General features: G+C 60.3%; 23 protein-coding genes. 12 read left to right on the top strand and 11 right to left on the bottom strand.

Annotated features, from left to right (window positions below; all coding sequences use genetic code 11):
• Positions 1-63: 63 nt before the first annotated feature.
• Genes Q1A20_RS08415 through Q1A20_RS08405 form a run of 3 tightly spaced genes read right to left on the bottom strand, consistent with a single transcriptional unit; the run spans position 64 to position 1649 of the window.
• Positions 64-750, bottom strand: a complete 687-nt coding sequence (locus Q1A20_RS08415) for a Hint domain-containing protein (protein WP_299402876.1) — start codon at positions 748-750, stop codon at positions 64-66.
• 31 nt (positions 751-781) lie between these two features.
• On the bottom strand, positions 782-964 hold the full coding sequence (locus Q1A20_RS08410; protein WP_299402874.1) for a hypothetical protein: 183 nt from the start codon (positions 962-964) through the stop codon (positions 782-784).
• A 28-nt stretch (positions 965-992) separates the two neighbouring features.
• A complete protein-coding gene (locus Q1A20_RS08405; RefSeq protein WP_299916736.1) occupies positions 993-1649 on the bottom strand; it encodes a sulfotransferase family 2 domain-containing protein in 657 nt (218 codons plus the stop codon).
• 134 nt (positions 1650-1783) lie between these two features.
• On the opposite strand from Q1A20_RS08405, the gene Q1A20_RS08400 reads away from it, so the two are divergent.
• Both Q1A20_RS08400 and Q1A20_RS08395 read left to right on the top strand, forming a co-directional pair.
• Positions 1784-3415 (top strand): AMP-binding protein, encoded by a 1632-nt coding sequence (locus Q1A20_RS08400; RefSeq protein ID WP_299916735.1) that lies wholly within the window; start codon positions 1784-1786, stop codon positions 3413-3415.
• A gap of 106 nt (positions 3416-3521) precedes the next feature.
• Positions 3522-4535 (top strand): hypothetical protein, encoded by a 1014-nt coding sequence (locus tag Q1A20_RS08395; RefSeq protein ID WP_299916734.1) that lies wholly within the window; start codon positions 3522-3524, stop codon positions 4533-4535.
• 30 nt (positions 4536-4565) lie between these two features.
• Here the strand turns inward: Q1A20_RS08395 and Q1A20_RS08390 are convergent, their stop codons facing one another.
• From Q1A20_RS08390 to Q1A20_RS08365, 6 genes are all read right to left on the bottom strand, one after another.
• The gene (locus Q1A20_RS08390) at positions 4566-5189 is read right to left on the bottom strand and encodes a hypothetical protein (RefSeq protein WP_299402867.1); all 624 of its coding nucleotides are present in this window, start codon (positions 5187-5189) and stop codon (positions 4566-4568) included.
• A 92-nt stretch (positions 5190-5281) separates the two neighbouring features.
• Positions 5282-5914 (bottom strand): uracil phosphoribosyltransferase, encoded by a 633-nt coding sequence (gene upp, locus Q1A20_RS08385; protein WP_298973812.1) that lies wholly within the window; start codon positions 5912-5914, stop codon positions 5282-5284.
• A 107-nt stretch (positions 5915-6021) separates the two neighbouring features.
• A complete protein-coding gene (locus tag Q1A20_RS08380; RefSeq protein ID WP_299916733.1) occupies positions 6022-7212 on the bottom strand; it encodes a phosphopentomutase in 1191 nt (396 codons plus the stop codon).
• Positions 7212-8531, bottom strand: coding sequence for a thymidine phosphorylase (locus Q1A20_RS08375; RefSeq protein WP_299402863.1), 1320 nt, complete (start codon positions 8529-8531; stop codon positions 7212-7214). The genes Q1A20_RS08380 and Q1A20_RS08375 overlap by 1 nt, the downstream gene beginning before the upstream one ends.
• Positions 8528-8917 (bottom strand): cytidine deaminase, encoded by a 390-nt coding sequence (locus tag Q1A20_RS08370; protein ID WP_367180878.1) that lies wholly within the window; start codon positions 8915-8917, stop codon positions 8528-8530. The genes Q1A20_RS08375 and Q1A20_RS08370 overlap by 4 nt, the downstream gene beginning before the upstream one ends.
• Before the next feature lie 85 nt (positions 8918-9002).
• Complete coding sequence (locus Q1A20_RS08365) at positions 9003-10088, bottom strand: cupin domain-containing protein (RefSeq protein WP_299402861.1); 1086 nt, start codon at positions 10086-10088, stop codon at positions 9003-9005.
• Positions 10089-10274: 186 nt separating this feature from the next.
• On the opposite strand from Q1A20_RS08365, the gene Q1A20_RS08360 reads away from it, so the two are divergent.
• From Q1A20_RS08360 to Q1A20_RS08330, 7 genes are all read left to right on the top strand, one after another.
• Complete coding sequence (locus Q1A20_RS08360) at positions 10275-12548, top strand: NADP-dependent malic enzyme (protein ID WP_299402860.1); 2274 nt, start codon at positions 10275-10277, stop codon at positions 12546-12548.
• Positions 12549-12779: 231 nt separating this feature from the next.
• The gene (locus tag Q1A20_RS08355) at positions 12780-13046 is read left to right on the top strand and encodes a hypothetical protein (RefSeq protein ID WP_299916732.1); all 267 of its coding nucleotides are present in this window, start codon (positions 12780-12782) and stop codon (positions 13044-13046) included.
• A gap of 198 nt (positions 13047-13244) precedes the next feature.
• On the top strand, positions 13245-15137 hold the full coding sequence (locus Q1A20_RS08350; RefSeq protein ID WP_299916731.1) for a propionyl-CoA synthetase: 1893 nt from the start codon (positions 13245-13247) through the stop codon (positions 15135-15137).
• Positions 15138-15152: 15 nt separating this feature from the next.
• Positions 15153-16073 carry a LysR family transcriptional regulator gene (locus Q1A20_RS08345; protein ID WP_299402854.1) on the top strand — a complete coding sequence of 307 codons (921 nt, stop codon included), beginning with the start codon at positions 15153-15155 and terminating at the stop codon, positions 16071-16073.
• 92 nt (positions 16074-16165) lie between these two features.
• A complete protein-coding gene (locus Q1A20_RS08340) occupies positions 16166-18244 on the top strand; it encodes a hydantoinase/oxoprolinase family protein (protein ID WP_299402853.1) in 2079 nt (692 codons plus the stop codon).
• 4 nt (positions 18245-18248) lie between these two features.
• The gene (locus Q1A20_RS08335; protein ID WP_299916730.1) at positions 18249-19958 is read left to right on the top strand and encodes a hydantoinase B/oxoprolinase family protein; all 1710 of its coding nucleotides are present in this window, start codon (positions 18249-18251) and stop codon (positions 19956-19958) included.
• 39 nt (positions 19959-19997) lie between these two features.
• Complete coding sequence (locus tag Q1A20_RS08330; RefSeq protein WP_299916729.1) at positions 19998-20705, top strand: SDR family oxidoreductase; 708 nt, start codon at positions 19998-20000, stop codon at positions 20703-20705.
• A gap of 68 nt (positions 20706-20773) precedes the next feature.
• Here Q1A20_RS08330 and Q1A20_RS08325 read toward each other — a convergent pair whose 3' ends face one another.
• Positions 20774-20983 carry a CsbD family protein gene (locus Q1A20_RS08325; RefSeq protein WP_298973829.1) on the bottom strand — a complete coding sequence of 70 codons (210 nt, stop codon included), beginning with the start codon at positions 20981-20983 and terminating at the stop codon, positions 20774-20776.
• A gap of 183 nt (positions 20984-21166) precedes the next feature.
• On the opposite strand from Q1A20_RS08325, the gene Q1A20_RS08320 reads away from it, so the two are divergent.
• From Q1A20_RS08320 to Q1A20_RS08310, 3 genes are read left to right on the top strand one after another with little or no spacing between them, the layout of a single operon-like run.
• Positions 21167-21613, top strand: a complete 447-nt coding sequence (locus tag Q1A20_RS08320) for a hypothetical protein (protein ID WP_299402847.1) — start codon at positions 21167-21169, stop codon at positions 21611-21613.
• Positions 21610-22173 carry a hypothetical protein gene (locus tag Q1A20_RS08315; RefSeq protein ID WP_299916728.1) on the top strand — a complete coding sequence of 188 codons (564 nt, stop codon included), beginning with the start codon at positions 21610-21612 and terminating at the stop codon, positions 22171-22173. The genes Q1A20_RS08320 and Q1A20_RS08315 overlap by 4 nt, the downstream gene beginning before the upstream one ends.
• Complete coding sequence (locus tag Q1A20_RS08310) at positions 22173-22727, top strand: SCO family protein (protein WP_299916727.1); 555 nt, start codon at positions 22173-22175, stop codon at positions 22725-22727. The genes Q1A20_RS08315 and Q1A20_RS08310 overlap by 1 nt, the downstream gene beginning before the upstream one ends.
• Before the next feature lie 50 nt (positions 22728-22777).
• Here Q1A20_RS08310 and Q1A20_RS08305 read toward each other — a convergent pair whose 3' ends face one another.
• Positions 22778-23938, bottom strand: a complete 1161-nt coding sequence (locus Q1A20_RS08305; protein ID WP_299916726.1) for a Coenzyme F420 hydrogenase/dehydrogenase, beta subunit C-terminal domain — start codon at positions 23936-23938, stop codon at positions 22778-22780.
• Positions 23939-23965 lie beyond the last annotated feature (27 nt).

Here is a 23965-nt window from a genome sequence, read left to right as displayed (position 1 = left end):
AGGGGGGTCTGCCGGCCCCCCTTTTTGCTGCTCGCCACCTGCTCGGCGCCTTGTATCAGCATCTCATGCGACCAGAACCATCTCCGTCGCACCAAAAACATATCCGGCCCCCTGCATCAGGGAGCGCTTGACCATCTCACCATCGGCGAGCATAGCGCGCGCCTGCGCCAGCGAAGCCACTTCATAGAGCACTTCGGCGGGCGCAATCATATCGTGCAGCATCACCATGCTGCGCGGGCAGTGGATCAACAGACCACCGTCAATATAGATGACTTCATCGCTCGCAAAATGAAGGGTGATCACTTCGACCGGCTGCCACGGCGCTTCTCGGCGAATGCCGCACAATCCTTCCAACGCCTGCGCCGGCACCACCGCGAAGGGATCTCCCATCGGATCGGAGGCGGTCTCACTTTCCAGCATCACCCCTTGGTCCGGCAATAGGATCACTTCCTTTGCGTTTCCGAGCGCTTCTGCAGGAATGGTCACCGGCCAGTGTCCCGGCGCGACCTCTTCATCTTGAGCCCAAAGCGTCGTGCGTGTAATCTCGACAATGCGCTGTACACCGTTGTCAAAGGTCAGGACCTTATCGCCAACCACCAGCGATTCAACGCTCCGCCAGCCTAGATTTGCCGCAACCCGCGTGCCGACGACAAGGCCGTGGCTGACCGGTGGCTTGATCGTCACACCCAGCGGTGCAATCGCCTCCGGCTGAAGGGGGGTGGCGGTTACGTTGACGCTCCATCCGTACATGATGTCTTTTCTTCCCAGGTGGCCCGCCCCTTCAATTCAGGCGGGAAAGTGTCTCTTTCAGCAGCAGACGACGACCAAACCATGACGGCGCTTGGCCACGATTGCGGCGCATGTAAGGCATTGTTTCCACGACTTTGTGTATTTTTTCTATATCCAGATGATTATTGCCCAAAAAGAAACAAAAATCCGCCGATAGCGGGAACTTGGTGTCCAACTGTTAACCAATTCACGCTTTCCGAGAATCACCCGAAATCGTCAAACCGATAGCCAAATCTGGCAATATCCTCGGCACAGACGTCCGCCACGATATCCCGCAAGGTTGGTGAATAGTGGTGCCGGTAATCGCTTTCCCGCGCCGAGCGGTTTTCATGTGGGATCTCCAGGCAAAACCCGAGATGCTCCTGCAATGGTGCGAGATCCGCTTCAAGCCGTTCCAACCGAATAAAGCTGCGGCAGCGTTCAACGCCTGTAACATCGCGCATATAACTGCTGGCTGGAGAGTGGCGCAGGCTTTCCCGAATGTGCCGATCAGTAAGAAAGCCATCGAATGGCCGTCGCTTTGCCGTGACAACACTGGGATGTGCAAACTGCTGTTCTTTCAGCCAGTGATAGTAGCTGACCACCCGATCCCATGGGTTGCGCACCAGCGTGAAAGTGAACATTCCTGCCAGTTCTTCCGGCGTCAAAATACCGTCGATGTCGGCGAGCGTGGCGTGTTTCCAGATCCGACCACGGGCCTGCAGACCTTGTAATCGGCGCTTGCGCCTGCGTGCCTTGGGCGTGTCGCCGATCAACAGATCGTCTTTCATGGCACGGTTCTCCAGCGCCATTGCCAGCGATGTACCACCGGTCTTGGGGATATGGACAAAGACGTATGAGCGCCCTCTGGAAATGATCATGCTCGGCTCCCAGGGTGGAGCGCGGGGTGCAGGCTCCAATTGTATGACAATTCTCTTTTCAAATCCCGTAAATCCAATATCCTGCGATATGCGCTAAACTGACACGACCAGGCGCGAATGGGGAGGGAAAACAAATGGGCTGGATGCAAGATGAAACCGGGTTGGACAAATGTGACGCCAACTACGTGGCCCTGACGCCATTATCCCACCTCCGTCGTGCCGCCCTCGTTTTTACCAATCATCCGGCTGTGATCTACGGCGACCACCGGGTGACATACGCGCAATATTACGAGCGCTGCACGCGGCTTGCCTCGGCGCTGGCCGCGAAGGGCGTGGCGCCGGGCGAGGTTGTGGCCACCCTGATCCCCAACGTGCCTGCGCAGATCGAGGCGCATTTCGGAGTGCCCGCTTGCGGCGCAGTGCTGAACACCATCAACACCCGTCTCGACGTGGACACGGTCAGCTATATCTTTGATCACGGCGGCGCAAAGCTGTTGCTGGTCGACAGCCAGTTCCTTGATCTGGCCGAAGCTGCTTGTGCGCAAATGGACGGCCCTGCGCCGATGCTCATTGAGGTGCCGGATACCAACGCGGGTCATCCAGCCTCGGGGCGCCATGCAACTTATGAGGACATGCTGGCCGAGGGCGATCCAGGTTTTGAGTGGATTATGCCGCAGGACGAATGGGAAAGCCTCGCGCTCAACTATACCTCCGGCACCACAGGCAGGCCCAAAGGCGTGGTCTATCACCACCGCGGCGCCTATCTGATGACCATGGGCACGGTGGTGAGCTGGCGCATGGTTCTGCACCCGATTTACCTGACAATCGTGCCGCTCTTTCACTGCAACGGCTGGAACCATTCCTGGATGATGCCGCTGATTGGCGGTACGGTCGTGTGCTGCCGCGACATCACCGCGCCTGCCATTTTTGGCGCAATTGCCGACGAAGGGGTGACCCATCTGGGCGGCGCGCCCATTGTGCTGAACATGCTGGTCAACGCACCGGCGGAAGAGCGCCGCAGCTTTGACCACGTGGTTGAAGTCTTCACCGCGGGCGCGCCCCCGGCGCCCGCCACCCTGAGCAAAATCGAAAGCCTGGGGTTCAACGTCACACAGGTTTACGGGCTGACCGAAACCTATGGCCACGTGACGGAATGCCTGTGGCGAGGCGAGGATTGGGACGGGTTGGACAAACCTGAACGCGCGGCAGTGAAAGCGCGCCAGGGCGTTGCCTTCCCGATGATGGAAAACATCACCGTAATGGATGCCGAGATGCAGCAGATCCCCAAAGACGGATCAGCCCAGGGTGAGATCATGATCCGCGGAAATTCAGTGATGAAAGGCTATTACAAAAATCCATCCGCGACCCAGGAAGCATTTGCCGGCGGGTTTTTCCATTCAGGTGACATCGCACTGCAGCATGACGACGGATATATGCAGATCGCCGACCGCGCCAAGGATATCATCATTTCCGGTGGCGAGAATATTTCTTCGGTCGAGGTCGAGGGCGTATTGATGGGGCATGAGGATGTCTTGCTGGCCGCCGTGGTCGCCAAACCGGATGAAAAATGGGGGGAGGTGCCGTGCGCCTTCGTGGAGCTGAAACCCGGTGCCAAACCTGATCCGGAGGGGCTCATTACCTTTGCGCGTCAGACGCTTGCAGGCTTCAAGACCCCCAAGAAAGTCGTCTTTGAAGAGCTGCCCAAGACCTCGACAGGTAAAATTCAGAAGTTCGAATTGCGCAAAAAAGCACAGCTGCTGGACTAAAATCCCGCCGCTGTTCATTTGTACGCCATATCGCGGCGCCCATTGCTTGAAAACGCTCAGATGGTAAGCTGCGCGCAACCAAAAAAGAGCAGCACCCACCGACGCCATGACGGCTTTGAAAAAATATGCCCGGCTTGAAGCAAGCGGCCTGTGGCGCGCGTCTGAGGATGCGCAGCGGCGCGAGGTGATCGTCTCGATAGGCGATGCGACCCTGATGATTTCCGACATGCGCGATCAGGCCATCACCCACTGGTCGCTGGCCGCTGTGCACCGGGCCAATCCAGGCAAACGCCCGGCCATTTATCACCCGGACGGCGATCCGGGCGAGACCCTCGAACTAGACGCGGGCGAAGCGCAGATGATCGACGCGATCGAAAAACTCCGGCGTGCGGTCGAACGCGGACGCCCCCGCCCCGGCAGGTTGCGATGGCTGGGCATGACGCTCTCAATTGCCACCGTGGTTGCCGTTGGTGTATTCTGGGTGCCGCAAGCTCTGGTCAACCACACGCTGTCGGTGGTGCCACAGGTCAAACGGGTCGACATCGGGGAGGCTCTGCTGGCACGGATCGAACGCATGACCGGCCCGGCCTGCGCCAATCCCGCGGGGCTGAAAGCACTAAGCACCCTGCGCGCGCGCCTGGGCGCAGACAAGATCAGCGTGATGCCCGGCGCGGTACAGACCAGCCTGCATCTGCCGGGACAGCACATCCTGCTGAACCGGGCGTTGGTGGAAGACTTTGAAGAACCGGATGTTGCGGCCGGATATACCATCGTGGAGCAAAACCTGTCCCGCAGGGATGACCCGCTGCGCGCCCTGCTGGAAATCGGCGGCACCTGGGCCAGCTTTCAGATGCTCACAACCGGTGAGCTGAAAAGCGAAATTCTGGACGGCTACGCAGAACACCTGCTGACCCGGCAGCGCCAACAGCCCGATCCCGAAACACTCCTGCCTGTCTTTGAAGCCGCGCAGTTGCGCAGCACCCCCTACGCCTATGCGCGCGATATCACCGGCGAGACCGTGCTGCCCCTGATCGAAGCGGACCCGATGGCGGGCACCCCGTCCAGATCCCTACTCAACGATGCGGATTGGTTGCGATTGCAAAACATTTGCGGCGGCTAGGGCAGCCCTACGCACGCGCAAATCGATGCTTTAATCAATCAGCCGACGCGGCACCGTGTTGGTCCAGATCTGGTTCATGCTGGCGTCGCCGGCAAGCGTCTGCTCCGCACGGCGCGGATTGAGACGATCATCTTTCCAAACCGTGCGATAGCCCTTGGGCACCGAGACACCGCGTGTGGCGCGACGGTTTTGATAAACATGTTTCGGGAGCACCCGCGTCGCCGCAGTAACACCCTTCGCGGCAGCGTTTTCACGCGTCACAACAGTGCCTGCAAGGCTCGGCGCCACGCGGCTTGTCTGCTGTGCCGGGCGCGCAACGACGACTGCCGTTTTGGACGCCCGGGCTGATGTCGCCCGCACCGGCGCTGCCGCCTCGACACCTGTCTCTTGTGGCGCTGCGGTCCGCACCGTGAACGTCGGCTGCAACCCGCAAATCAATCTGCGGTCCCGCGTGACACGCGGCACCCATTGCACCGCATCATCAATACCGGCGCGAATGAAGACACAGCCCGAACTGTCGACATATTGTCGACCGGTATAACTGGCAGGGGGGTATTCTTTCGGAGCAACGGTTGTTTGCGCTTCAGCTGCGGTACCGGAGAAGTTTAATGACGCTGCAATGCTGAGGATTGCGATAGTTATGGTTATTTTCATCGTTGCCCCCACAAGATATAGGGGTGACGATGCCCGAAGACGACAAACAACGCAAGGCGCAGCACAAGGAATTTTAGCCCTTGGCGGCTATTCTACTTTGTGCCGAACATGCGATCACCCGCATCGCCCAGACCCGGCACGATATAGCCAATCTCGTTCAGCTTTTCATCGACCGCTGCGGTGACAATCGGCACATCGGGGTGCGCCTCACGCATGCGCGCGATCCCCTCAGGGGCCGCCAGCAAACACAGAAAGCGAATGTTGGTCGCCCCGGCCTCTTTCAGCAGATCAATCGCCGCGACGGAGGAATTACCCGTGGCCAGCATCGGATCAACGGCTATGACCAAGCGGTCATCCAGACCTTCGGGCACCTTGAAGTAGTATTGCACTGGCTGCAGCGTGGCTTCATCCCGGTAGAGCCCAACAAATCCGACGCGGGCGGAGGGGATCAATTCCAGCACACCATCCAAAAGGCCGTTGCCCGCCCGCAGGATCGAGATCAGCGCCAGCTTTTTGCCATCCAGCGTTGGCGCATCCATCTGCTGCATCGGGGTTTCGATCTGTTTGGTGGTCATCGGCAGGCCACGCGTGACCTCATAAGCCAGCAACTGGCTGATCTCGCGCAGCAATTGCCGGAACACCGCGGTCGGTGTGTCCTTCGCCCGCATGATCGTGAGTTTGTGCTGCACCAGCGGGTGGTCGACGACGGTAACGTGATCGGTCATGGAGGCCCCTCTTTTCAAATCCTGTTCCGTTTAGACCTGAAGGCGGTCAGGCCGCAACCCAACCCCAGTATTTCGCAGGCGCAAGGCCCCTTGGACCAATGAGAGGTTCAGGGAATGCTGACCCCCAAATGGCGCGCCACAATGGCCGCCACATCCGTGAATTCGATGTGTCCCAGCGCATCGACGCCCGCACCTGCGATCAACACAGGCACGCGTTCCCGGGTATGATCCGTCCCGACCCAGGTGGGATCGTTGCCGTGATCAGCCGTCAGCACCAGGATATCACCGCGGCCCATGCGGCGAATGACCTTCCCTATTTCGCCGTCGAACCATTCCAGCGCACGGGCATAGCCGGAGACATCGCGACGATGCCCATAAAGGCTGTCAAATTCGACAAAATTTGCGAAGGTCAAGCTGCCCTCCTCGGCGATATCGACAAGGTTGACGAGGTGTTTCATCAGCATGTCATCCGGGCCCTTGCGGACCACATCAATGCCCTGCATCGAAAAGATGTCGCCAATCTTGCCAACCGCATAGACCTTGCGTCCGGCATCCTGCACCCAGTTTGTCAGGACAGGGCGCGGCGGTGCGATGGCGTAGTCTCGACGGTTCTCCGTGCGGAAGAAGCCGTTTTGCGGGTCGCCCAGAAATGGGCGCGCAATCACGCGGCCAACCTTCATGTCATGCAGCGTGGGCGCAAGGTCTTCGCAGAGGGTGAGCAGTTTCTCCAGGCCGAAAGTCCCCTCATGCGCCGCGATCTGGAAAACGGAATCGGCGGATGTATAGCAAATGGGCTGGCCATTGCGCATGTGCAGCGCCCCCAATTCGTCGATGATGGCCGTCCCCGACGCGTGGCAATTGCCCAGAATGCCATCCGTACCCGCAAGCGCGCAGGTCTTATCTACCAACTCTTTTGGAAAGGCGCGCTCCTGATCGGGAAAGTAATGCCACTCCCAGGGCACGGGCACACCAGCCAGTTCCCAATGACCCGACGGCGTGTCTTTTCCCTTGGAAACCTCGGTTGCGACCCCCCAGACACCGGCGGGTTCCATGCCCAACCCAAGCGCCAGGTTTCCGCTGGCCAGTTGCACGGCCCGGCCCAGGCCCAGACTGTCCAGATTGGGCACCCGCAGTGGCCCCAACCGGCCCTCTGACGCCTCCCCCTGCGCGCAGGCGCGGGCAATATGGGCCAGCGTATTTGCACCCTCATCCGGAACGGTACCGTTGAAAAACATATGCGCATCCGGCGCGCCGCCAATGCCCACGGAATCCATGACAACCAGAAAAGCCCGCGCCATCAACCAACCCTCTCTCGGATCAGATCAGGTAGCACCTTGGGGGGGGTGTCAGACAAGGTGATGGCCGCGCGCACCACGGCCGCGGCCTTGTCCGCCGCATCCGGGCGCGCCGCGTGCACCACGGCCAAAGGCTGACCGCGCTTGATTTTTTCGCCCAGCCGGACCATCTGCCCGATGCCAACGGCTGGGTCGATCATATCGCTTTCCACCGCCCGACCGCCACCGAGGTTCACCACCGCCATACCCAAGGCTTCGCCGTTGATCGCGCTGATGTATCCCGCATCGCGGGCTGTGATCTCTCGGATTACCGTCGCCTCTGGCAAGAACCGCGCCCAGTTTTCAACGAAATGCACAGGGCCACCCATCGCCGCAATCATCGTTCCGAAACGCTCCGCTGCGCGCCCATCCTGCAGGCTCGCCGTGACCGCCTCAGCCCCCTTCGACGGGGTTTTGGCGAGGCCTGCATTCGCCAGCAAAACACCGCCAAGCGCGGCTGAAATCTCTGCCAGAGGAGATTGCACATCGCCGTCGGTGAGCACCTGCATGACCTCCGCGACCTCAAGCGCATTGCCAAGGCTTGGCGCAAGCGGTTGGCTCATGTCGCTGATGATGGCCGTGGTCTTGCAGCCCGCTGCATTGGCGGTCCCGACCAATGCGGCTGCCAGATCGCGCGCGGCTTCCATGTCCTTCATGAAGGCGCCGCTGCCAACTTTTACATCCAAAACCAATCCTTCCAGCCCTCCGGCCAGCTTTTTCGACAGGATGGACGCGGTGATCAAATCCAGACTGTCAACGGTCGAGGTGACATCCCGCACCGCATAGAGCCGTTTGTCCGCAGGCGCGATGTCTGCGCTGGCCCCGACGATGGCACAGCCTGCCTGCGCGACAACGCTGCGAAACCGGTCTTCGTCCATTTGCGTGACAACGCCCGGTATCGCATCGAGCTTGTCCAGCGTGCCCCCCGTATGTCCCAGCCCGCGCCCTGAAATCATCGGCACGAACGCGCCGCAGGCCGCCAATGCCGGGGCGAGGATCAGCGACACACAATCGCCGACCCCCCCGGTGGAATGTTTGTCCAGCACCGGCCCGTCCACATCCCATTTCAACACCCGTCCGCTGTCCCGCATGGCGAGGGTCAAAGCCACCCGCGCCTCTTCGCTCAGGCCGCGCACGCAGATGCCCATGGCAAAGGCGCCGGCCTGCGCATCGCTGAGTGTGCCATCGCTGAGTGCCTGCGCCAGCCATGCCAGATCAGACCCCTGCAGCGGAATGCCATGGCGCAACTGCGCCAACAGCTTGCGGGCGGTTGGTGCACTCATGAGTTCATATGCGCCACGTTGAACACGCCCGGCAGCAATTCACCCACAGTGGCGGCCTGTTCCACGCCCCCCGTGGTCGCCATCGTCACCCGTACGCCCGCATCAGCAAACTCCGCCAGCTTTTGCCGACATCCGCCGCAGGGTGTGACCGGCATCGGCGATCCGGCGATTACATAGGCCTCTGTCAGCCTGGTCTCGCCCGCGGCCACCATCGCGGCAATCGCGCCTGCCTCGGCACAGGTGCCCTCGGGATAGGCCACGTTTTCGACATTGCACCCCACGTAGACCGCGCCCGACGCCGCGCGGACCGCCGCACCTACCTTGAAATTCGAACAGGGCGCATGGGCGTTTTCACGCACCGCTGCAGCCGCCTCTCTGAGGGACATTCCAGAACCTTTCACCTTGATCCGTTGCGCGTCAGCGTGTCGCCAGATGCGCCCCTTTGCAAGAGCCTGCACACGATATTCGCACTTACCCCAACGTCGTTTCAAACACACCGGGCAGCGAAACTTCGAGCAGTTCGATGTCCTCCGAGGGATCGCTGTATCGCACCCGCATGCCCGGCGGGATCACAAAAGCATCCCCTGGCTCCAACGCATGCGGCGTGCGTCCCTCGCCTTCCAGCACCATCCGCCCCCCCATCACGAAAGTGAACAGAATGTCACTTGCATGCCGGTTCCAGGTGCTCTCTCCAACATCTCGCCGCACCACGTGTACCCCCGCCACATTTCCGGTATGCGCTGCAATCGTGGTGTCGCGGCTTTGAAACCCCGGCACCCGGAACGGCGCCCATTCAGCGCCTTCAGCCTTGTGATGCACAAACTTCTGGCCGGAAAAATCCCGATCCGGGTTGGGCGGCCCATTGGGCAATTCCATGTCGTGGTCAATGGTCGTGACATGTTCTGCCGGCACACCGATCTCGATCACCTCGATGTTGTCTGACGCGAAAAGCACCCGGTGGCGAATTTCCGGCGGCTGGATCACACAATTCCCCGCATGCAGCCGGAAAGGCGCGCCCTGATCCTCATAGACCAGATCAACCCAGCCCTTATAGCAAAAGATCAGCTGAAACCCGACCGTGTGGTAATGCACCATATCCGGCACCGGCCCGCCGTCGGGAATGCGGATGTGGCTGGCAATGATCGACCCGCCCAGACGGTCTGGGATAAGATCACGATAATGCATGCCCGCGCGCCCGATGATCCAGGGGGCCTGATCCGCCAGACGTCGTACGACAAAACTGTGCACCGTCTCCGGCATCACCAAGGGTTCCTGCATGGCGACGATATCGATCCGCGTCCCATTTGGCGCGTGCAGTGTCGTCTTGCCGTCAGCAAATGCCATCGGATCGTCACACAGGATGCGCAACCGTCCCGCGGGCACCTCTGCATGCCTGTCGATCCGTATGCGCAAACCGTGGCCAGAAAAAACCGCGACCGAAGGATCATCAGCGGGATAGATCATATCCATGCGCATTCCCAACACCTTGGTGTAAAAAGGAATATCGTCCCGTAGCTCTTGCGTCGGCAGCACGGCCTCAGCTCTGATCTCGCTCATAGGTCCTCCCAGTTCGCGCGCATCTTGCGACCTGTTCCGCGGATTGACAAGCCGCCGCTCTCTTTCTCTTGGCTCAAAATATCCCGGGGAGTGTGAGGGGCAGCGCCCCTCATTGAAAACAGGACCTTGGCCCCTGCCACCACTTAGTTTAACACTAAACTATTCCCTGGGAGGAGCCTCCATTTCATGACTGATTCAAAGAACCTGCGGCAAGCGGCCCTCGACTATCACGAATTCCCAAAACCGGGAAAACTCGAAATTCGCGCAACAAAACCATTGGCGAACGGGCGGGACCTGGCCCGCGCCTATTCTCCCGGCGTGGCGGAGGCCTGCCTGGAGATCAAGGAGGATCCGGCAACGGCCGCCCGGTACACCGCGCGCGGCAACCTGGTGGCCGTGGTATCCAACGGCTCGGCAGTGCTGGGATTGGGCAACATCGGCGCATTGGCCTCCAAACCGGTGATGGAGGGCAAGGCCGTCCTCTTCAAGAAATTCGCAAGCATCGATTGCTTCGACATCGAGGTCGACGAATCCGACCCCGAAAAGCTCGCCGATATTGTCTGTGCGCTTGGGCCAACCTTTGGCGCCATCAATCTCGAAGACATCAAGGCCCCTGATTGTTTTACGGTGGAACGGATTTGCCGCGAGCGCATGAACATTCCCGTGTTTCACGACGATCAGCATGGCACCGCGATTGTCGTTGGGGCCGCCGCAAAAAATGCGCTGCATGTGGCGGGCAAAAACTTCGAAGACATCAAGATCGTCTCGACGGGCGGTGGCGCTGCTGGCATTGCCTGCCTCAACATGCTGCTCAAACTGGGCGTGAAACGGGAGAATGTCTGGCTCTGCGATATTCATGGCCTGGTCTACGAGGGCCGCGAGATTGACATGAACCCAAGCAAATCGGAATTTGCCCAGGCGTCCGATTTACGCACGCTTGATGACGTGATCCCGGGCGCCGACCTCTTTCTCGGCCTCTCCGGCCCCAGGGTTCTGCAGCCTGAAATGGTGGCAAAAATGACGGATCGCCCGATCATTTTCGCGCTTGCCAATCCAACCCCGGAAATTCTGCCCGATCTCGCCCGCGAGGTGGCCCCTGAGGCGATCATTGCAACCGGGCGCTCTGATTTTCCCAATCAGGTTAATAATGTACTGTGCTTCCCCTTCATTTTTCGGGGGGCTCTGGATGTCGGCGCCACGACCATCAATGACCAGATGGAGCTTGCCTGCATCGACGGGATAGCGGAACTGGCGCGGGCCACCACTTCCGCCGAGGCGGCGGCGGCCTATCAGGGCGAACATCTCACGTTTGGCGCGGAATACCTGATCCCGAAACCATTCGATCCCCGTCTGGTAAGTGTCGTGTCCTCTGCCGTCGCACGCGCCGCCATGGAAACCGGCGTGGCCACCCGTCCGATCGAGGACCTCGATGCTTACCGCCAGAAACTCGACGGCTCGGTCTTCAAATCCGCGCTTCTGATGCGCCCGGTCTTCCAGTCCGCACGGCTGGCGCCACGCCGGATCGTCTTTGCGGAAGGCGAGGACGAAAGGGTGCTGCGCTGTGCCCAGGCCGTGTTGGAAGAAACCATCGAAAAACCGATCCTGATCGGTCGTCCTGACGTGATCGAAACACGGATCGACCGCGCAGGTCTGACCATCCGGCTTGGCAAGGATGTTGATCTGGTGAACCCAGAAAATGATCCGCGCTACCGCGATTATTGGGAGACATATCACGATCTGATGGCCCGGCGCGGAGCGACACCGGATATTGCGCGCGCTGTCATGCGGACCAATACCACCGCCATCGGTGCCGTGATGGTGCATCGCGGTGAAGCTGACAGTCTGATCTGCGGCACCTTTGGTGAATTTCGCTGGCATCTCAATTACATACAACAAATCCTAGGGCGGGATGGGCTGAAGCCCGATGGCGCGCTTTCGATGATGATCCTCGAAGATGGCCCCCTGTTCATCGCTGACACACAGGTGCACCTGCACCCCAATCCCGAACAAATCGCCAACATTGCGATAGGGGCCGCGCGTCATGTGCGGCGCTTCGGGATTGAGCCTAAAATCGCCTTTTGCTCACAATCGCAATTCGGCAATCAGGGCGAAGGTACTGGCGGGCGCCTGCGGGCGGCCATTCAGCTGCTGGACAGTCAGGGACATGATTTCTGCTACGAGGGCGAGATGAACATCGATACAGCGCTTGATCCAGAATTGCGCGCCCGGGTCATGCCATCGAACCGGATGGAGGGCGCCGCGAATGTGCTGGTCTTTGCCCATGCGGACGCGGCCTCGGGTGTGCGCAACATTCTGAAGATGAAAGGCGGCGGGCTCGAGGTTGGTCCGATCCTGATGGGGATGGGCAACCGGGCGCATATCGTGTCGCCCTCGATCACGGCGCGCGGCCTGCTCAATATGTCTGCCGTCTCAGGCACACCTGTCGATCACTACGGCTGATCGCAGCCCCGCGACGGGTTGTCACCCGCAGATGGGAACCACCGGCCCCACCCTCTGTGTGTGATGCAGGACGATGAGTTGCGCCTGAAACAAACCGCGCGTGAGGATCACGACGCTACACAAACCCGTTGCGGTTCATCATTGTGGTTGATTTTGTCCCCGCGCGCCCAAAATTATAAGAAGCAACTCAAAACCCACGTCCCAATTTTCAGGCAGTAATCGGAGTTTATCATGACCGCAAAACTGGTATTTTTTTCGGCAGCCGCCGCGCTCACACTGAGCGCATGTGGCACCGTGGCAAATCAAACCGTGGGTACAATCAACGTGGATGGTGATGACTATGAGTTGCGCACCCGAACCATTGAACGCGCGAACGGTTCCTTTGACATCACCAGCGTGCGGGTGAACGGGTATTACATCACCTGCCTGCCCGACAGTCCAAATGACTGCGAATCCAAGGTCCGCAACGGCCTGAGTGCCCGCATCGATCGGAGCTAGAGACCTTCCGCGTGATCCCAGCGTCGCGGCGAATGCAATTTAATGCGCCAGACGCGTATTTTACCCGGCCGCGCGCCCTGCGACGCAGACGTTAACGCCAACATTCACATCATACCCCGCGAGCGGCGGGTCTGACCACTTGCGGTCCTGCCCGTGCCACGGCTACACCAAGGCACGTTGCAAGGCCGGGAGGGACAGATGGGCTACAAAGAGACATATGCTGCCAGCATGGCGGATCCTGAAACATTCTGGATGGATGCCGCTGAGAAGATTGACTGGAGCACCCCGCCTTCCAAAGCATTGTTCGACCGCGGTGATGACCTCTATGAATGGTTTGCCGATGGCATGACCAACGGCTGTTACAACGCCGTTGACCGGCACGTCGAAAACGGTCGTGGCGATCAGCTTGCCATCATCCACGACAGCCCGATCACCGGCTCAAAATCATCCCTGACCTACGCGGAATTACAAACCCGCGTCGCCGCGCTCGCAGGTGCTTTGGTGGCGCAGGGCGTGACCAAGGGCGACCGGGTCATCATCTACATGCCGATGGTGCCCGAAGCTTTGGAGGCCATGCTTGCCTGTGCCCGCATCGGCGCCGTGCATTCGGTCGTCTTCGGCGGTTTTGCCGCCAACGAGTTGGCCGTGCGCATTGACGATTGCCAGCCCAAGGCGATCCTCGCCGCCTCTTGCGGGCTGGAGCCGGGCCGCGTGATCCACTACAAACCGCTGCTGGACGGCGCCATCGATCTAGCGGATCACAAACCAGACGTCTGCCTGATCCTGCAACGGGATCAGGAGCGCGCCGAACTGATCCCCGGGCGCGACCTCGATTGGCATGCTGCCCAAGAGGGTGTGGCGCCTGCCGATTGCGTGCCCGTAGAAGGCAACCACCCGGCCTATATCCTCTATACCTCCGGCACCACCGGCGCCCCGAAAGGCGTGGTCCGGCACACCGGCGGTCACCTCGTCGCGCTGAACTGGACGATGAAAAACATCTACCAATGCGATCCCGGCGATGTCTTCTGGGCAGCGTCGGACGTCGGCTGGGTCGTCGGCCATAGCTACATCTGCTACGGGCCGCTCATTCACGGCAACACCACCATTGTCTTTGAAGGCAAACCGGTGGGCACGCCGGATGCAGGCACCTTCTGGCGGGTAATCTCCGAGCATAACGTGCGCAGCTTTTTCACCGCCCCAACCGCAATCCGGGCGGTCAAGCGTGAAGACCCGAAGGGACTGGAGCGGCAAAAATATGACCTCAGCGGGTTGCGCGCGCTTTATCTGGCGGGAGAACGCGCCGACCCGGATACGATAGAATGGGCGGGGGAAATTCTCGGCGTACCGGTCTACGATCACTGGTGGCAGACCGAGACGGGGTACACCATCGCGGGCAACCCTGCGGGCCTCGAAGCTTTGCCCGTCAAAATCGGCTCTCCAACCGTGGCGATGCCCGGCTATGACGTGCAGATCCTCGACGAAGCAGGCCATACGCAAAAGCCCGGTGAGCTGGGTGCGATTGCGATCAAACTGCCCCTGCCGCCCGGCACGCTGCCAACGCTCTGGAATGCCGAAGACAGGTTCCGCAAAAGCTATCTGCACGCCTTCCCGGGATATTATGAAACCGGCGACGCGGGCATGATCGATGAAGACGGATACCTCTACATCATGGCGCGCACGGATGACGTGATCAACGTGGCGGGGCACCGTCTGAGCACGGGCGCCATGGAAGAGGTACTCGCCGGGCATCCGGATGTCGCCGAATGCGCGGTAGTTGGCGTGTCGGACGCGCTCAAGGGCCAATCGCCGCTTGGCCTGGTCTGCCTGACCAATGGCGTGAACCGTCCGCACGACGAAATCTCCACCGAATGTGTGAAGCTGGTACGCGAGAAAATCGGGCCCGTTGCCGCCTTCAAGAATGCGTTGGTGGTCGACCGGTTGCCGAAAACCCGCTCGGGCAAAATCCTGCGGGCGACGGTGGTGAAGATCGCGGATAACGAAGCGTTCAAAATGCCGGCCACCATCGATGATCCGGTGATCCTGGATGAAATTCGCGCCGCCCTGCAAACCATCGGCTACGCCAAAGGCTGAGCCCGAAAGCCCGTCATGATCGGTCATCTCATCAGCCTCAAACAACTCGAAGCGCTGATCTGGGTGGCCGATCTGGGCAGCTTTCGCAAAGCGGCGCAGCAGTTGAACACGACGCAACCGAACATCTCGGCCCGCATCGCAGGGCTGGAGGAGACGCTGGAGCTTGTGCTCATGCACCGGGATGCAGGCTCTGTGCGGATGACGGACAAAGGGTCCGAGATCCTGGCGGTGGCCCGCCGCATTGTGGGCGAGGCTGAAACCCTGACCGAAATTGCCGGGCGGGCCGATCTGTCCGAGGGGCGCTTGCGGCTGGGGGTCACGGAATTGGTTGCAGCGACCTGGTTGCATCAATACCTGCGCGACCTCAAGGCGACCTACCCGGCCATTTCGGTCGAACTCACCGTGGATATGTCACGTCAGCTGGACGCAGCTCTTGGCAACCACAGCATCGACCTGGCCATCCAGAACAGCCCATTTGTCACAGCCGCCTCCGGCGTGATCGAGATCGGCCAATACCCCTACGTCTGGGCGGCAGAAAAGTCTCTGGCCGATGCGCTTGCGCATGCAAAGACGCTCAAGGAGCTGATGCCGCACACCCTATTGACCCATGCGCGTCACACACAATCCTACATCGAACTCAGCGACCATGCGCAAGCGCTAGGGGTACCGACAACCAGCTTTGCGCCCTCCAGCTCTCTCACTTCCTGCATGCAAATGGCAGCTGATGGTCTGGGCGTGGCGCTGCTGCCGCGCATCATGGCGGAACGGGGCGCCGGGGCAGACAGGCTCACGCTCCTCGACGGCCTCTGGCTCCCATCTGCCTTAAAATTTTCGGCGCGCTATGATCGTGACACAGCACCGCGTTATGTCGCGCAAGCCGCCGCAATCGCCGCCGCCACGGCGCAGGCCTTCGGACATGATCCAAAACCTGAATGATAGGTTTTTTCAATCCATATGATTGAAACAAATAATTGGATTGTATCGGGCGATCATGCCTAATCTGCCACTGGACCAGGAACAGGCAGCATATGAAATCTTCTTCGATCAGGCTGGGCGTAGACATTGGCGGCACTTTCACCGACGTGGTGCTGGAAAAGGGCGGCGCGTCCTTTTCAACCAAAGTACTGACCACCTATGCCGCGCCCGAAAACGCCATCATCGATGGGATGCATCAGGTCTGCGCTAAGGCCAGCATCACGCCTGACCAGATCGACCAGATCATTCACGGCACGACCCTGGCCACCAACGCGCTGATCGAGCGGCGGGGCGCCAAAACCGCGTTGATTACCACGCAGGGTTTCCGCGATGTCATTGAAATGCGGACCGAATCCCGGTTCGAGCAGTATGATCTGAACCTGACACTGCCTGAACCATTGCTGCCCCGCCAAAGACGTTACACCGTCACGGAGCGGGTCGACGCGCGGGGCGACGTGCTGATCCCGCTGGACCGGACAGAGATGGAACGGCTTGCAGAAAGCATCGCAGATGCAGGGTATCAAAGCGTCGCGGTCGGGCTGATCCATTCCTATCTCAATGACAGCCACGAACGGATGGTGCGCGACGTGTTGGCAGAGAAATTGCCCGGGGTGATGATCTCGCTCTCGTCAGAAGTCAGCCCGCAAATGCGCGAGTACGAGCGTTTCAACACCGTGGTGGCCAACGCCTATATCAAACCCTTGATGAAATCCTATCTTGGGCGGCTCAAAGGGCGTCTGCACGACGAAGGCACCCGCTGCAACATCTTTCTGATGCACTCAGGCGGCGGTATCATTTCACTGGAAAGTGCCGCGGAGTTTCCGGTGCGTCTGGTGGAATCCGGCCCCGCGGGCGGTGCCGTTTTTGCCGCGCATATCGCGGCGCGCTACGGGCTGAACAAGGTGCTCAGCTTCGACATGGGCGGCACGACCGCCAAGATTTGCCTGATCAAGAACCAGACGCCCAAGACCTCGCGCGTGTTTGAAGTGGCGCGCACCTATCGCTTCAAGAAGGGGTCCGGCATGCCGATCTCGATCCCGGTGATCGATATGGTTGAAATCGGCGCTGGAGGCGGATCGCTGGCGCATGTGGATGCCATGCGGCAAATCCGCGTCGGGCCAGAAAGCGCAGGCTCCGAGCCGGGGCCTGCCTGCTACGGTCGCGGGGGTGAAAAACCTGCCGTGACGGATGCGGATCTGGTGCTGGGCAAGCTCGATCCGGACAACTTTGCTGGCGGTTCCATCAAATTGGACGCCCAGAGCTCCGCCACTGCGCTCGAAACCCACTTGGGCGACACGCTGGAAATGGATGCAACAACTGCCGCCTTTGGCCTGGCCGAAGTGGTAGATGAAAACATGGCGAACGCGGCGCGGGTCCACGCGGTTGAAAACGGTGAGGATCTGAGCGACTTCACCATGATCGCCTTTGGTGGTGCCGCCCCGCTGCACGCCGGGCGCTTGTGCGAAAAACTGGGCGTTGATCGGTTGCTGGTGCCGCCGGGGGCGGGTGTCGGCTCTGCCATCGGTTTTCTGCGCGCGCCCTTCAGTTTCGAGGCCAACCGCTCGGTCTACATGAAACTGTCGGATTTCGATGCGCCGAAAATCCGCGCCCTTCTCTCTGATCTCGAAACAGAAGCCACCGCCTTTGTCCGCACCTGCGACGCAGAAAGCGACATCCTGTCCGAATTCAAGGTTTACATGCGCTACACCGGTCAGGGCTGGGAAATTCCGATTGTACTGAGCGCGGAGCAAGCCCAGACCCCTGATGCGGCGCGGTTTCAGGCTCTTTTCGAGGCTGACTACGCCAAGCTATTTGGTCGCACGGTGGCAGGTCTCGACATCGAAATCACCGTTTGGTCGGTGAACGCAACCACACCCCCCGAAACGGTAGCGCCTGTGCCCACCCGAACGGGCGCCAGCGCCGCGCCTGCCAAAGGCATTCGGCGGATGTTCGACCCCGTGCAGGGCGACTATCTCGACACATCAATCATCTTGCGCAAGGCCATGGCGGAAGGCAGCGAGGCGCAAGGTCCGGCGGCGATCACCGAGGATGAGACCACCATCATCGTACCCCCCAATCGCCGTGCTGTGTGCCAGCCTGACGGCTGCATTGACATCACCGTGAAAGGGTAAGGCCATGACCAACACACATACCACCGTAGCCTATCAGGTCATGTGGAACCGCCTGATTTCGGTTGTCGAGGAACAGGCGCAGGCGCTTGTCCGCACCGCATTTTCAACCTCGGTGCGCGAGGCCGGGGATCTCTCTGCAGGGGTCTATGACACCCACGGGCAAATGCTGGCGCAGGCGGTGACCGGCACACCGGGTCACGTCAACGCGATGGCCGATGCGGTGGCGCATTTCATCCGGCGCATTGGCCGGCAGAATATCGTGGAGGGTGACGTCTACATCACCAATGATCCCTGGGAGGGCACGGGCCACCTGCATGACATCACGATGGTCACGCCCTCTTTTCACAACGGATTGTTGGTCGGTTTTTTTGCCTGCACGGCCCATATCGTCGACATCGGCGGGCGCGGGTTTGGCGCGGATGCGGCCAGTGTCTATGAGGAAGGCCTTTACATCCCGATCATGAAGTTCGCCGCCGGTGGCGAGGTGGACAAAACGCTGGTGCAGATCATCCGCGGGAATGTGCGCGAGCCCGATCAACTCATCGGTGACGTCTATGCGCTGGCCACCTGCAACGAGATCGGTCACCGTCGTCTGATCGACATGATGCAGGAATTCGCGCTCGACGATCTGGACGGGATTGCGGAATTCATTCTGGAAAACTCCCGCCGCGCCACGCTGGAGCGCATTGCTGCACTGCCCTGTGGGCAGGCCAGCGGCGAAATGACCGTGGACGGCTTTGACACGCCCATCACACTCAAGGTGCAGCTGACCATCGAAGCAGACCGCATTCTGTCTGATTTCGCGGGCACATCGGGGCTCGACAAGAAAGGGATCAACTGTCCGCTGGTCTATACCAAGGCCTACGCGTGCTACGCGCTGAAATGCGCCATCGCGCCGGAAATTCCCAACAATGCGGCCTCCCTCGCGCCCTTTGAAATCGCGGCACCTGAAAACTCGATTGTACACGCGCTGCACCCTGCGCCGGTTGCCCTACGGCATATCGTGGGTCACTTCGTGCCCGACACGGTCTATGCCGCCCTCGACAAGATCCTGCCCAACGTGGTGCCCGCCGAAGGGGCCGGTTGCCTCTGCAACTTCCAGGTCTCGCTGCGCCCCCGCACGGACGCGCCTGCCCCCGCGGATGCGGTACGCTCCGAAGTGTTGACCTTCAATTCCGGTGGCTCCGGCGCCCGGCCGCAACACGATGGGCTGAATGCTACGGCCTTCCCCTCCGGCGTGATGACCATGCCGATTGAGGCCACCGAACATGCCGGTCCGGTGATCATCTGGCGCAAGGAATTGCGCCCCGATTCAGGAGGCGCCGGGCACCAGCGTGGCGGTCTGGGCCAGTACATGGAAGTGGGTGCCCGCGCAGGCCATGAGTTTGATTTCTCCGCCATGTTCGACCGTGTCGATCACCCTGCCCGCGGACGTCGCGGCGGCGCTCCGGGGGCATCCACGACGATTGCGCAAGACGATGGCAAACCCATGCGCGGCAAAGGCAAACAATTCGTCGCACATGATCGCAAGGTTGTTTTGGCCTTCCCCGGCGGCGCGGGCTACGGCGCGGCAAAGGACCGGGACATAGCGCTGGTCAAGCGCGATCTTGCCCGCGGCTACATCTCGGCGGAGGTGGCTGCCCGGGACTACGGGTTGAGCGCGGAGGACATCGCGACCGTGCAGCAGGCCGTTCTTGGCGGCGAAGACATCTAAAACCTCACCGCTCAGGCGGTTTTCAAAAAGGACGTGACAATGGCAGATATCAAAGTAGCGCTGGTCACAGCGGGCGGCAGCGGCATGGGCGCAGACAGCGCGCGGGCGCTGGCGGCAGATGGGTTCAAACTCGGCATCCTGTCCTCTTCGGGCAAGGGCGAGGCGCTGGCAAAGGAGCTGGGCGGCGTCGGCATCACCGGCACCAACCAATCCGAAGCGGACCTGCAAAAACTCGTTGATGCTGCAATGAACCACTGGGGCCGCATCGATGTTCTGGTGAATTCCGCGGGCCACGGCCCCCGTGCACCGGTTCTGGATCTGACGGACGAAGATTGGCACACGGGCATGGACGTGTACTTTCTGAATGCGGTGCGTCCCACACGGCTGGTCACTCCGATCATGCAGGCGCAGGGCGGCGGCGCGATCATCAACATCTCAACCTTCGCCGCCTTTGAACCCAACCCGGTGTTTCCGACCTCCGGTGTGATGCGCGCGGGTCTGGCTGCTTTCAGCAAGCTTTTCGCCGACAAATACGCGGCCGAAAACATCCGCATGAACAATGTGCTGCCGGGCTTCATCGACAGCCTGCCGGAGAAAGAAGAGTTCCGCGCGATGATCCCGATGGGTCGCTACGGAAAGTCGCTGAATGAGATTGCGTCGGTTGTGGCTTTCCTCGCCTCCGAGGGTGGGGCCTATATCACCGGGCAGAACATTCGCGTGGACGGCGGCATCACCCGGTCCGTGTAAGTGCAAACGAAAAAGGCGACCCCCAGAACCGGGGGCCGCCCTTTAAAAAATCAGTCGCGACGAGGTAATTACGCGGCTGATTTATGCTCTGCGATGAAGGCGTCGATCTGGCGCTCGGCTTCATCCTTGGCCACGCCATAGCGCTCCTGAATGAGCCCGGCAAGGCGCTCGCGATCACCCTCCAGCTGATCGATTTCATCGTTTGTCAGTTCGCCCCATTTCGATTGAATGGTGCCGGTCATCTGTTTCCAGTTGCCCTTGATAATATCCCAGTTCATTGGTCTCTCCTGTTTCAGTTGATCTCGTTGAACCAAGCACATGTGCATCACATGCTCTTGGCACCAGAACGTCGCCGCTGCACGAAAGGTTCCTGAAAAAGTGATCGGCGCGCGAATAATCGCGCATTGATCGAAAGCAGCACCCCGCTTAGGCTTTTTTCACCGTTATGGAGAACTGCCGATATGAGAAAGATTTTACCCCTGCTGCTTTCCTGCCTTGCGGTGCCCGGATGGGCAGCCAGCGAAGGCACCCGCATTCAGGTCACCGGAGAGATCATCGACACGTGGTGCTATTACTCCGGCGTCATGGGCGGGCCGGATGCCGTTGTCGGGTCCGCGCACCATACCTGTGCGCTCTGGTGTTCGGCGGGCGGTATCCCGGTGGGTCTGCTGGCGGAAGATGGCACCGTCTATACCGTGCTCAAGATCGCGCAGGATGCGAATTCAGCCAGTGGCGACACACAGCTCAGCCTCGCGGCCCATACGGTCACCGCAGACGGGATGCTCTATGAGCGGGATGGGCTGAAGTATCTCGTGGTCAACGAGGTGGTCAGCGACATGGATATCGTGAACCAGACTCATGAAGACTATGGCACCGTGCCGCCCTTCTCATTCCCGGAGCCGAAATGATGCACAGATTTGCTTTTGTACTGGCTCTGATCGCCAGCCCGCTGGCGGCGCAGGATTTTTCTGCAGGTTCCGAGGCGAAAAGCTGGAACCTCTACGCCGAAGTTCCCGCACGGTTTGAGGCCAGGGTTGTCGATGTGCTGTGTGAGTTGACCGGCGATTGCCCGGCAGAATGCGGTGCAGGCACCCGGCAGCTCGGGCTGATCCGCAGTGCAGATGACGTGATGGTGCTGCCGATGAAGAACAGCCAACCCGCTTTTACCGGTGCTGCGGAGGAGTTGGTACCCTTCTGCAATCAAGTGATCGAAATCGATGGGCTGATGATCGAGGACGAAGAGATCGGCGGCAGCAATATCTATCTGGTGCAACGGATCAAGGCGGGGAATGCCGATTGGATCAAGGCGAACACCTGGACCAAGAAATGGGCGCAGAAATATCCCGAGGCGAAAGGTAAGGGCCCCTGGTTCCGCCGGGATCCGCGCGTCAAGGATGTCATTGCGTCAGAAGGTTACCTGGGTCTGGGACTTGAGGCGGACGCCACCTATGCCGAAGAGAACTTCTGATGTGGCGTGCTGCCGCCCTGGTCTTGTTGGCCAGTACCGCTCAGGCGGAAGCGCCGCTGCCCTTTGATATTGGCGGGCCCTATGCGCTGGTGGATCAGCATGGTCAGGTACGGACGCAGGCCGACCCTGAGGGTCATGCGCAGCTTTTGTTCTTTGGCTATGCCAATTGCCTGAACATCTGCTCTGCCGCCTTGCCGCTGATGGCGGAGGTGGTGGATGCGCTGTCCGAGGACGGCATCACGGTGACCCCGGTGATGATCACCGTCGCCCCGGATCAGGACCGGGTGGAGACAATGGGTGCGTCGCTGGCGGAGATCCATCCGGATTTCATCGGGCTGACCGGTGAAGAGACAGCCCTGCAAGCGGCCTATGATGCCTTTTCGGTTGAGGTGGAGCCGCTGTTTCAAGATCCAGAATACGGCTGGATCTATGCGCATGGCAGCTTTGTGCATCTGCTGGATGGATCCGGGGAAACCTTGACCTTATTGCCCCCCATTCTCGACGGGGATCGCACAGCTGAGATTGTCCGTGGATATCTGGCACCTCGCGGCTAGTTTTAAACAAGTGCCGCAGCAGGGGGCCAGCCCCCGCCTGAGCCTTTGGCTCAGTCTCCCCCGGGATATTTTTCGCCAGAAGAAGCATGGGTTTCGTTTTCTTCCGGCGTCAGATCGTAGGGTGCGGCGATTTTCCAGACATGGTCCGGGATCATGTTTTTCATCTTGGCCGGGGCTTCACGACGCAGGTGCAACACGGTCTCGGCGGCTTTCATCTCAACCCGGGCACGGGCGAATTCCAAGCCCCTTGGTCCTAGGCGTGGCTGCAGCCAGCTGACCAGCGGGCGCAACCAATCCGGCATGCGCCGCAATGGCAGGCCACCGGCAGCCCGTTCGGTATTTGCCACAAAGCCCTTTACCGCGCTGCTGCGTTTTCCTGCGGTGCCCGGCGTGGACAGACTGATCTCCTGTGACAGGCTTTCCAGCATTTCGGCACCCCGCGCGTTGCGCACCAGCAACCATTGCTCCCCCTGCCCGCCCATGTAGCCGACAGTGATGTCCGCAAGCGCGTTCGTGTAGTCCACGCAGGTGCGACAGGTCAGCGGGAAAAAGTCGGACGGCAGGTCGGAAATCGGCAGCGACAAAAACGGGATCAGACGCTGGCTGCCATCGGCAAATCGCAACTCGACTTTGTAATCCGCGCGGAACTCAAGGTAGGTGATGGTGCCTGGGTTTTCGTCCAGCAGGCTGAGGAAATGGTGGAAGTTTTCCGTTGTCGTATTGTCCGAACACGGCGTGCCTATCACATAGAGCCGGTCTAGCCCCAGGTCCTTTTCAAGCACCCGCAGGGCGTAAATCTGGCAGGGGATGCCGATCACCGCCAGCCGGGTGAAGCCCTGGTCCTGCGCGTTTTCCAAGAGGGCCAGCAGCGGTGCGTAGCCCATCCGCATGCCGCGTGCCTTTGCCATGTCTTCGGGGTCGGTGATCAGCGCAGGCCTGGGGCGCCATTTGTCCTTTTCATCCGGTACCATGGTCAGAACCGCCTGCACCTGACCCTTTTCCAGCAGCTTTGCTCCCAAAGACGTGGTGATGCCGGTCCATTGCGCGCCCGGTTTGGGTGTCTTCATCCGCGCGCGATACATCGCCTGAAACGGGCCAAAGAATTGCTCGTCGCCGTCTTGCCGGACGCGCCCATGCACCTGTGCTTCCAATCCCGGGTAGTCGGGCGCGATAAACTGACAGGCCTGCCCGCAGGCCTTGTCATTTTTCATGCGGGAAACGCCGCAATCCGTGCAGAG

Source organism: uncultured Roseobacter sp., assembly GCF_947501835.1.
Lineage (GTDB): Bacteria > Pseudomonadota > Alphaproteobacteria > Rhodobacterales > Rhodobacteraceae > Roseobacter.
This window is presented reverse-complemented; position numbering and strand designations above follow the sequence as displayed.

Excerpts from the sequence above, each read along its gene's own strand:
- Q1A20_RS08415 (WP_299402876.1), bottom strand. The coding sequence starts at position 750 with ATGTACGGATGGAGCGTCAACGTAACCGCCACCCCCCTTCAGCCGGAG.
- Q1A20_RS08405 (WP_299916736.1), bottom strand. The coding sequence starts at position 1,649 with ATGATCATTTCCAGAGGGCGCTCATACGTCTTTGTCCATATCCCCAAG.
- Q1A20_RS08400 (WP_299916735.1), top strand. The coding sequence starts at position 1,784 with ATGGGCTGGATGCAAGATGAAACCGGGTTGGACAAATGTGACGCCAAC.
- Q1A20_RS08395 (WP_299916734.1), top strand. The coding sequence starts at position 3,522 with ATGACGGCTTTGAAAAAATATGCCCGGCTTGAAGCAAGCGGCCTGTGG.
- Q1A20_RS08390 (WP_299402867.1), bottom strand. The coding sequence starts at position 5,189 with ATGAAAATAACCATAACTATCGCAATCCTCAGCATTGCAGCGTCATTA.
- upp (WP_298973812.1), bottom strand. The coding sequence starts at position 5,914 with ATGACCGATCACGTTACCGTCGTCGACCACCCGCTGGTGCAGCACAAA.
- Q1A20_RS08380 (WP_299916733.1), bottom strand. The coding sequence starts at position 7,212 with ATGGCGCGGGCTTTTCTGGTTGTCATGGATTCCGTGGGCATTGGCGGC.
- Q1A20_RS08375 (WP_299402863.1), bottom strand. The coding sequence starts at position 8,531 with ATGAGTGCACCAACCGCCCGCAAGCTGTTGGCGCAGTTGCGCCATGGC.
- Q1A20_RS08370 (WP_367180878.1), bottom strand. The coding sequence starts at position 8,917 with ATGTCCCTCAGAGAGGCGGCTGCAGCGGTGCGTGAAAACGCCCATGCG.
- Q1A20_RS08365 (WP_299402861.1), bottom strand. The coding sequence starts at position 10,088 with ATGAGCGAGATCAGAGCTGAGGCCGTGCTGCCGACGCAAGAGCTACGG.
- Q1A20_RS08360 (WP_299402860.1), top strand. The coding sequence starts at position 10,275 with ATGACTGATTCAAAGAACCTGCGGCAAGCGGCCCTCGACTATCACGAA.
- Q1A20_RS08355 (WP_299916732.1), top strand. The coding sequence starts at position 12,780 with ATGACCGCAAAACTGGTATTTTTTTCGGCAGCCGCCGCGCTCACACTG.
- Q1A20_RS08350 (WP_299916731.1), top strand. The coding sequence starts at position 13,245 with ATGGGCTACAAAGAGACATATGCTGCCAGCATGGCGGATCCTGAAACA.
- Q1A20_RS08345 (WP_299402854.1), top strand. The coding sequence starts at position 15,153 with ATGATCGGTCATCTCATCAGCCTCAAACAACTCGAAGCGCTGATCTGG.
- Q1A20_RS08340 (WP_299402853.1), top strand. The coding sequence starts at position 16,166 with ATGAAATCTTCTTCGATCAGGCTGGGCGTAGACATTGGCGGCACTTTC.
- Q1A20_RS08335 (WP_299916730.1), top strand. The coding sequence starts at position 18,249 with ATGACCAACACACATACCACCGTAGCCTATCAGGTCATGTGGAACCGC.
- Q1A20_RS08330 (WP_299916729.1), top strand. The coding sequence starts at position 19,998 with ATGGCAGATATCAAAGTAGCGCTGGTCACAGCGGGCGGCAGCGGCATG.
- Q1A20_RS08325 (WP_298973829.1), bottom strand. The coding sequence starts at position 20,983 with ATGAACTGGGATATTATCAAGGGCAACTGGAAACAGATGACCGGCACC.
- Q1A20_RS08320 (WP_299402847.1), top strand. The coding sequence starts at position 21,167 with ATGAGAAAGATTTTACCCCTGCTGCTTTCCTGCCTTGCGGTGCCCGGA.
- Q1A20_RS08315 (WP_299916728.1), top strand. The coding sequence starts at position 21,610 with ATGATGCACAGATTTGCTTTTGTACTGGCTCTGATCGCCAGCCCGCTG.
- Q1A20_RS08310 (WP_299916727.1), top strand. The coding sequence starts at position 22,173 with ATGTGGCGTGCTGCCGCCCTGGTCTTGTTGGCCAGTACCGCTCAGGCG.
- Q1A20_RS08305 (WP_299916726.1), bottom strand. The coding sequence starts at position 23,938 with ATGAAAAATGACAAGGCCTGCGGGCAGGCCTGTCAGTTTATCGCGCCC.